Source organism: Pseudomonas sp. SJZ080 (genome assembly GCF_007828295.1).
Lineage (GTDB): Bacteria > Pseudomonadota > Gammaproteobacteria > Pseudomonadales > Pseudomonadaceae > Aquipseudomonas > Aquipseudomonas migulae_A.
Genome location: NZ_VIUK01000008.1, coordinates 219,598 through 227,888, shown reverse-complemented (window position 1 = coordinate 227,888; position 8,291 = coordinate 219,598). Strand labels below are relative to the sequence as shown.

The window sequence follows — 8,291 nt, the reverse complement described above, 5'->3', positions numbered from 1 at the left end:
GCGAGCCACCGTACGTCAGGGGCGCAGGCGCTTGGTTACTTGGCGCTTTTCCAAGTAACCCGCTGTAAGAGCGGAACCCATAGCAGCCGTTACCGTAGGAATGGATATGTACACCCTCAAAAAACAAGCCGCCTGACACTCAGCCATCGCTAGCAAGCCAGCGCCTACAAGGGGTCCGGGTACATCCGTGAGAACAGAGGTCGTCTGTCAGGCCGCCTTCGCGAGCAAGTCGGATCGCCGCTCCCACAGGGTCCAAGTGAACACCTGCGGGAGCGAAGCCAAATCAAGCCAGGCTTTTGCTGACCACTTCAAACACATCGCTGGACAGCTGACCCGAAGCACGAATCCGCTCCAGCTCACCTTTCATCAATGCCTGACGAGAATCGTCATACTTGCGCCAGCGCGTCAGCGGCGCCAATTGGCGCGAAGCGATCTGCGGGTTGAAGGCGTTCAGCTCGATCACCAGATCCGCAAGGAAGCGATACCCGGACCCATCCGCCGCATGGAAGTTGATCAGGTTCTGCCCCGCAAACGCGCCGACCAGTGCCCGCACCTTGTTCGGGTTCTTGAGGTTGAACGCCGGATGCTGCATCAACGCCTTGACCCGCTCCAGACCACCCGGCAACGTGCTGCCCGCCTGAACGCTGAACCACTGATCCATGACCAGCGGGTTGTCCTTGAAGTGTTCGGCAAAACTCGCCAGCGCCCGCGCCTTGTCTTCTTCGAACGACGAGTTGACCAGCACGGCCAACGCCGTCAGGCGCTCGGTCATGTTGTCGCTGGTCTCGAACTGCTCAAGCGTCGCCGCCAGGACTTCAGGTTTGCCGCTCAACATCAGGTAAGACAGCGCAATGTTCTGCAATGCACGACGGGCAAAGTGCTCGGCTTCGGCCACGTACGGGGTTTGTTTCGACAGATTGCGGTTGGCCTGGTAACGCAGCCACAACGCCTCGAACAAGCCGTCCGCCAGTTGCTTGCGGGCAAACTCGCGCGCGATGTGGATGGCATCGACGTCAGCCACTTCGCTGATCTCGGTCAGATACGCCTCACCCGGCAGCGACAGCATTTCGGCAACCATCGCCTGATCCAGCGTCTCGTCCGACAGCACGGTGCGCAACGCAGAAACCAGACGCTGATCCATGACCAGCTTCTCGCCCCTCTGCTGCTGAGCGATCAGCTCCTGCAACACTTGCACCGACAGTTGCTGACCGGCATCCCAGCGATTGAAGCCGTCGCTATCGTGCTGCATCAGGAACATCAGCTGATCACGGTTGTACGGGAAGCTCAGTTTCACCGGTGCCGAGAAGCCGCGCAGCAACGAAGGCAAAGGCTGTTCAGCAATGTCGACAAAGGTGAAGGTCTGCTCGGCTTCAGTCACCGAAATGACCCGAGAAGTACCCTGGGCGCTGGCTTCGCCGGAAAGACGCAACGCAATGGCAGCGCCTTTGGAGTCCAGCAGGCCCAACTCGACAGGAATCACGAACGGCAGTTTTTCAACCTTGTCCGGGGTGGCCGGGCAGCTCTGGCGGAAGGTCAGGCTGTAGGTTTTCGCGGCGGCGTCGTAGGACTCGCTCACTGCCAGGCGCGGTGTACCGGCCTGGCTGTACCAGCGCTTGAACTGGGTCAGGTCGACACCGTTGGCATCTTCCATGGCCTTGATGAAGTCGTCGCAGGTCACGGCCTGGCCGTCATGGCGCTCGAAGTACAGGTCGCTGCCTTTGCGGAAGCCTTCGGCACCGAGCAAGGTATGGATCATGCCGACCACTTCCGAACCCTTTTCGTACACGGTCAGGGTGTAGAAGTTGGAGATCTCGATGAAGCTGTCCGGGCGCACGGCATGCGCCATCGGCCCAGCGTCTTCGGCGAACTGGTGGGTGCGCAGGTAAGCCACGTCTTGAATGCGTTTCACGGTTGCCGAGTTCATGTCGGCAGAGAAACCGGAGTCACGGAACACGGTGAAGCCTTCCTTCAGCGACAACTGGAACCAGTCGCGGCAGGTCACGCGGTTGCCCGACCAGTTGTGGAAGTACTCGTGGGCCACGATCGCTTCCACGCGCTGGTGCGCGGCGTCGGTCGCGGTTTCGGCACGAGCCAGCACGGCGCTGGAGTTGAAGATGTTGAGGCCCTTGTTCTCCATCGCGCCCATGTTGAAGTCGTTGACCGCGACGATCATGAAGATGTCCAGGTCGTACTCGCGACCATAGACTTCTTCGTCCCAACGCATGGACTTCTTCAAGCTGTTCATGGCGTGCTGGCACTTGTCGATGTTTTCCGGCTCGACATAAATGCGCAGCGCCACGGAGCGCTCGGTCATGGTGGTGAAGGTGTCTTCGACGCACCACAAGTCACCGGCCACCAGCGCAAACAGGTACGCCGGTTTCATGAACGGATCTTCCCACGTCGCCCAATGACGGCCGTCTTCGCCCGGACCGCTGGCAATCGGGTTGCCGTTGGACAGCAGCACCGGATAGCTGTGCTGCTCGGCCACCACCGTGGTGGTGAACTTGCTCATCACGTCCGGGCGGTCGAGGTAATAGGTGATCTTGCGGAAACCTTCGGCTTCGCACTGGGTGCAGAACATCGTGCCGGACTTGTACAGGCCTTCCAGCGCGGTGTTGGTTTCCGGGTGGATCATGACGCTGGTGTCGACGGTGAACGTGGTGCTGGTCGGCTGCAGGGTCAGGTGATTTTCCGTCAATTGGTAATCGGCTGCGCTCAGCTCACGATCAGCCAAGGTCACCGACAGCAATTCGAGCTGCTGACCATCGAGCACCAGCGGCGGCAGGCCCGGGCCTCGTTCAGGGTTGCGGCGCATCACCAGTTGCGCATGGACCAGGCTGTGGTCCTCGAACAACTCGAAGGTCAGGTGCGTCTCGTCGATCAGGTACTCGGGTGCCTGATAGTCTTTCAAATAGATCATCTTCGGTTGTTCGGTGCGCATGCTGGAGTCCTTACTGATGCACGGCGAGCTGATAAGCCGTGTATTTACGAATATTGATCACGCCGGTGTCGAAAATCAGGTACTGGCCCTTGATCCCCAGCAGCGTGCCTTCGGCAATCGGGTTCTTGTCCAGGTTGAAGCTGACGATTTTGGCCGGGTATTGCTCGACCGGGTAGCGGATTTCGAGCGGTTCCACATCGGCAATAGTCTGGATTGCCTGTAGGCCGAATCGCTCCTGCAAACCTTGCAAACCTTCGGCGCAGCTATCAAACAGCTGATCGCGAACCTCGGCCAGGTCCACCGAAACCGCTTCGCCCTTGAGTAAAGCACGCCAGTTGGTCTTGTCCGCCACCTGACTGCGGAACAGGTCTTCGACGAAGCCCGATTGCTGGCGGGTCGACACGCGCATGATCGGCAACGCCTGACGGGCGCCCTGATCGATCCAGCGAGTCGGCAGCTGGGTGGCGCGGGTAATCCCGACTTTGACCCCGGACGAGTTCGACAGATACACAATGTGATCGGTCATGCAGAACGTCCGTCCCCACTCCGGTTCACGGCAGGTGCCGGCGTCATAGTGGCAACGCTCCGGGCTCATGATGCAGATATCGCACTGCGCCAGTTTGGTCATGCACGGGTAGCAGTAACCCTGGCTGAAGCTGGTTTTGGTCTTGCGTCCGCAATGGGAGCAGAAGATTGCCCCCAGGTATTCCAGGCGAACCGTGCTGCCGATCAATGGATTGACCGGCACCTCGACCTCGCCCAGACGAAACGCGTACTGCACGTCGGACCCGTCCAGGCGAGCCGACATTTTACTGATTGCACCGCGGCCAATCTCGATCAATGGATGGCATCCGACTTGAACAGGATATTCGGTACGGTGATCGACTTGGAGCTGCACTCCTGCGGGCCCATGTAGCCAGTGCGCTCTTCTTCCGGCAGGTTCTGGATTTCCCAGGCGATCATCGCTTGCAGCGACAGTTCGCGTTGCTCGGCGGTGAGTTTGCCACCGTCCGACCATTTGCCGATTTCCACCGCCAGTTTCAGGCTCTGGTAGATATCCGGGGTGATGTTTTTGATCATTTCGTTAAAAGAGGACATCAAGGTCTCCGTGCTCTTTGATTCACATACGATTCTGGATGGCCAGTTTACGGCGGTTGTACAAACCGCCCAACAAACCGGTCAAGCATCCGACGAGCAACCCGCCGACGTGGGCGGCGTTGGCAATTTCACCGAAGCCGATCAAAGAGACCAGCCCGGACAGGCATAGCAGCAGCCATATCAGCATCATCACCAGTACGCCACGCGGCAGGCGATAAGCCCGGTTCGGCGACAGAAGCTGGAAGATCCAGCAATGCCCGAGCAGGCCGTACAGCACGCCGGACAACCCGCCAAACAGGGTCGGACCGCTGAAAATGAACTGGGCATAATTGGACACCAGGGCGAACAGCAGGGTCAGGCCGATCAGGTTGATGCCGCCCTGGCGCGACTCGATGCGTCGCCCCAGCTCCCAGTACCACATGCCGTTCATGGCCAGGTGCAGGAAACCGAAGTGGATCAGCATCGGCGTCACCAGACGCCACCACTGCCCCGCCGCCAGGCTGTCGGCCAGTGGCGTGAAATGGATGTACTCGCCGATCACCCGGAAATCGAGGAAGGTGAACCAGCGCATCGTGTCGAGGTTTTCGCCCAGCAGCGTCACCGCGCCGACGATCAGGCTCAGCAACAGCACCAGTGCCGTCGCTTTGGCGTGGCGCAATTGCTCGGCAAAACCGGGACGCTTACTGGTTTTCGCCCCCGGGATGTCCAGTTGCTGATCGGGATCGCCCGCCGGGAAACGCTCGTAAAGTACGCGCACGTCTTCACTGATACTGGCGGGCACCCAAAGCACCTGCTCGCCGTGTTCTTCGCTGACCCGATGCGGCACCTGCATGCGTTCCAGCAGTTTGACGAACCCGCTCAGATCAACTGCCAGTGGCAGGCGCAATACGGCAACGGCACTCATCGCAGAGCCTCGGGCCGTTCGACATCGACCCAGACAAATTTGTGCGGATCGAGTCGGGTTTCCTGGTCCAGGCGATAGGCAACCAGTTTGCCGTAGAGCACCGCGCTGTAATCCAGGCAGGCCAGGTTCGGGCGGATGGGCGCCGGTTTACCGCTGCGCCAGTAGTGGCCGACGAACAACAGGGGCTCGTCAATGCCATAGCGCAGCAAGGTGTCTTTTTCGGTGGAGGACAACGGCGTCCGGGCCACGGGTTCCGGCAAGGCGTCCGGCTGGAACACGATGTCGCCGTAGGTCTGCGGGTCGTCTTCCCAGAACTTGGTGCGGAAGAACGAGCGCGTCAGGCCATCGCCGCTGGTCATGGTCAAACCGTGGGGCAACCGCATGTCGGTGCCACGCAGCAAGCGATCGAACACGGTGCAGGCAAAACTGCCCGGAACGGCCGAAGCCTGGAGGAAATGTTCATCGACGCAGCCATCGGGAAACAGCGCGCGCAACGGCTCGATCAGGCCCGAATCCCAGCAGGCGTGCACCACGCGGAAACGTCCTGCATCCAGAAACAGGGGCAATTCGTAGAACCATTGCTGGAAGTCATGCCAGTCGCCGGGGTGATCTTCAAACTGGGTCAGGGTTTCGCCCAGCAGGCGCGCATGACGCGGGGTGTGCTCACGGACGAACTGCTTGCCGCTGCCCGGAGGCGCCGGTGTGCTCCAGCCCAGAGCGTTGAATTCGTGGTTGCCCATGATGCACAGCGCCTGGCCAGCCTCGACCATGTCGTGGACGATGTGCAGCGCCTCGCGAATACGCGGGCCACGGTCGATGATGTCACCGACGAACACCGCCATGCGCGACGCATGCCGCCAGACACCACCTTGTTTGTGATAACCGAGCCGGTCGAGCAAGTGCTCAAGGGTCAGAGCGCATCCGTGCACGTCACCGATCAGGTCGTAACTTCGCGCGGGATCAAGCATCAGTCGCCTCCACCCCCCAACTTGCTGCCCCAGCCGAGCTTGGTTCGGCAGACCTCGTAGTAGTTGTGGTCGAGCGGATGGATAAGCCGCAGCTTCTGCGCTTTCTTGCTGACAGTGATGGTGTCACCCGGCGCACAGGTGAAGTGGTTCTGCCCGTCACAGGAGACTTGCGGGTAGATCTGCATATCCTTGGACACGACGATTTTCAGCTCACTGTTGCCATCGACCACAATTGGCCTGCCCGACAAGGTATGGGGGTACATCGGCACAATCACAATAGCGTCAAGCTTGGGGTGCATGATCGGGCCACCCGCCGACAGCGCGTAAGCGGTCGAACCGGTCGGGGTGGCGACGATCAGGCCGTCGGCCTTCTGACTGCAGACGAACTGGCCGTCGATGTACAGCTCGAACTCGATCATCCGCGTCGATTTGCCGGGGTGCAGCACCACATCGTTCAGTGCATCGCCCTGGCCAATGGCCTCGGCGTGGCGTCGGACTTCGGCCTGCAGCAGGAAGCGGTTTTCCACCAGGTAGTGACCGTCGAGCACTTCGGCGACTTTGACTTCGAGCTCGTCCGGGCGAATATCAGTGAGAAAGCCCAGGCTGCCCCGGTTGATTCCGAGCACCGGAATGTTGTGTCGGGCCAGTGCGCGCGCGGCGCCGAGCAGGCTGCCGTCACCACCGACCACAATCACCATGTCACATACTTCACCGAGCATCTTGCGCGACGAGGTTTGCAGGCCATGACCCGGCAGCACTTCGGCGATGGTGTCTTCGAGGATCACGTGCAGGTGACGATCGAGCAGAAACCGTTTCAGTCGGCGGACGGTATCCAGCACCTGCGAACTGCCCAGGCGACCGATGATGCCGATATTACGAAATTGCTCCATGGGGCTCCTGCGGGGGTCTGCGGTGACGAAAAACACGATTATGGGCGAAAGCGCGGGATAGACAAAATCCTTTCAGCCACAAGGGTGTACTCATGTTTAGGGCTATGCTCGCAAGATGATCCTATTTCCCGATTTGCTGCAGTTACCCCACCAGTTGCGTCACCCGGAGGTGCGTGACCTGGCGTGGGTCATCCTCGCGCCGCCGATGCTCGAGGTCACGCCGTGGCCGCAACGCCATCCGCTGGCCGGCAGTGACTGGGTCCAGGCACCGGAGCGGCTGGAGCTTTGGCTGCGGCAACTGGATCGCGACAGTTATGACCTGCTGCACTGGCTGGCCCAGGCCCGGACCCGGCGTTTGGGCCTGTACTATGAGCGGCTGTGGCAATACGCCGTGCGGCATGCACCGGGCATTGATCTGATTGCCGCCAATATGCCGATCCGCCGTGAAGGCCACACGCTGGGCGAGCTGGACATGCTGCTGCGTGATCGCGACGGCGTGCATCACCTGGAACTGGCCATCAAGCTTTACCTCGGCCCCCAAGTGGGCGACGGACACAACACGGCGCACTGGCTGGGCCCGGGTTGCCACGATCGGCTGGACCGCAAACTGGCGCACTTGAGTCAGCATCAGTTGCCGATTTCCGCCCGGCCGGAGAGCCGTGAAGTGCTGGCGGCGCTGGACATTCAACAGTTCAGTGCGCATTTGTGGCTGGGCGGTTATCTGCTGTATCCGTGGCCGGGACAGTCCCAATCACCGGACGGCGCGCATCCGCAACATTTACGTGGAAGCTGGCTGCATCAAAAGGACTGGAAGGATTTTGTCGCACAGCGTCCGTTCGGGCGCTGGCAACCCCTGCCCCGCCATGCCTGGCTGGCGCCGGCGCATTATCCAGTGGAGCAGACCTGGAACGCCGAACAGCTGGAGGCGTGGCTCAGCGATCTGGAACCGCTGGCGCCGGCGCAGTTGCTGGTGCGGTTGATCGAGAATGCCGATGGGGATTGGGAAGAGGCAGAGCGGTTGTTTCTGGTGGCGGATCTTTGGCCGAACGTGCCGGGTAGTGGTTGAGTTTTGCGGCGTCGGGGAGGACGTCATCGCCAGCAAGCCGGCTCCTACAGCATCGGCGAACGACATAAAACCTGTAGGAGCCGGCTTGCTGGCGATAGGGCCAACCCGGTCTAAACGGACAACCGCACCGCCAACGCCGCCAACGTCACCAGCAACACCGGCACCGTCAACACAATCCCGACCTTGAAGTAATACCCCCATCACTCCAACACATGCAGCCACAACAACGTCGCCAGGCTGCCGATCAGCGGGCTCAGCGATCTGGGACCGCCGGCGCAGTCGCTGGTGCGGTTGATCGAGAATGCCGACGGGGATTGGGAAGAGGCAGAGCGGTTGTTTCTGGTGGCGGATCTTTGGCCGAACGTGCCGGGTACGGGTTGAGTTTTGCGGCGTCGGGGAGGACGTCATCGCCAGCAAGCCGGCT

7 protein-coding genes and 2 pseudogenes are annotated in these 8,291 nt (G+C 60.7%); 2 read left to right on the top strand and 7 right to left on the bottom strand.

What is annotated here, in order from left to right; all coding sequences use genetic code 11:
- Positions 1-283 precede the first annotated feature (283 nt).
- The 6 genes from pepN to FBY04_RS13965 are packed head-to-tail and all read right to left on the bottom strand — an operon-like array spanning position 284 to position 6,801.
- Positions 284-2,941 carry an aminopeptidase N gene (gene pepN / locus FBY04_RS13990; RefSeq protein ID WP_145315560.1) on the bottom strand — a complete coding sequence of 886 codons (2,658 nt, stop codon included), beginning with the start codon at positions 2,939-2,941 and terminating at the stop codon, positions 284-286.
- A gap of 10 nt (positions 2,942-2,951) precedes the next feature.
- Positions 2,952-3,782, bottom strand: a complete 831-nt coding sequence (locus tag FBY04_RS13985) for a DUF2797 domain-containing protein (RefSeq protein ID WP_145315559.1) — start codon at positions 3,780-3,782, stop codon at positions 2,952-2,954.
- Positions 3,779-4,039 carry a YeaC family protein gene (locus FBY04_RS13980; protein WP_017338278.1) on the bottom strand — a complete coding sequence of 87 codons (261 nt, stop codon included), beginning with the start codon at positions 4,037-4,039 and terminating at the stop codon, positions 3,779-3,781. Before FBY04_RS13980 ends, FBY04_RS13985 begins: the two co-directional genes overlap by 4 nt.
- Before the next feature lie 22 nt (positions 4,040-4,061).
- Positions 4,062-4,943 carry a rhomboid family intramembrane serine protease gene (locus FBY04_RS13975; protein WP_145315558.1) on the bottom strand — a complete coding sequence of 294 codons (882 nt, stop codon included), beginning with the start codon at positions 4,941-4,943 and terminating at the stop codon, positions 4,062-4,064.
- Positions 4,940-5,914 (bottom strand): metallophosphoesterase, encoded by a 975-nt coding sequence (locus FBY04_RS13970; protein WP_174602695.1) that lies wholly within the window; start codon positions 5,912-5,914, stop codon positions 4,940-4,942. Before FBY04_RS13970 ends, FBY04_RS13975 begins: the two co-directional genes overlap by 4 nt.
- A complete protein-coding gene (locus tag FBY04_RS13965) occupies positions 5,911-6,801 on the bottom strand; it encodes an NAD(+) kinase (protein ID WP_007988608.1) in 891 nt (296 codons plus the stop codon). The genes FBY04_RS13970 and FBY04_RS13965 overlap by 4 nt, the downstream gene beginning before the upstream one ends.
- 115 nt (positions 6,802-6,916) lie before the next feature.
- On the opposite strand from FBY04_RS13965, the gene FBY04_RS13960 reads away from it, so the two are divergent.
- Positions 6,917-7,867 (top strand): DUF1853 family protein, encoded by a 951-nt coding sequence (locus FBY04_RS13960; RefSeq protein WP_145315557.1) that lies wholly within the window; start codon positions 6,917-6,919, stop codon positions 7,865-7,867.
- 110 nt (positions 7,868-7,977) lie between these two features.
- Here FBY04_RS13960 and FBY04_RS13955 read toward each other — a convergent pair.
- Positions 7,978-8,112 (bottom strand): annotated as a pseudogene (locus FBY04_RS13955) (ArsB/NhaD family transporter); the annotation flags it as partial.
- Between the two features lie 7 nt (positions 8,113-8,119).
- Between FBY04_RS13955 and FBY04_RS33200 the strand changes: the two are divergent.
- A pseudogene (locus tag FBY04_RS33200) lies at positions 8,120-8,248 on the top strand (DUF1853 domain-containing protein); the annotation flags it as partial.
- Positions 8,249-8,291 lie beyond the last annotated feature (43 nt).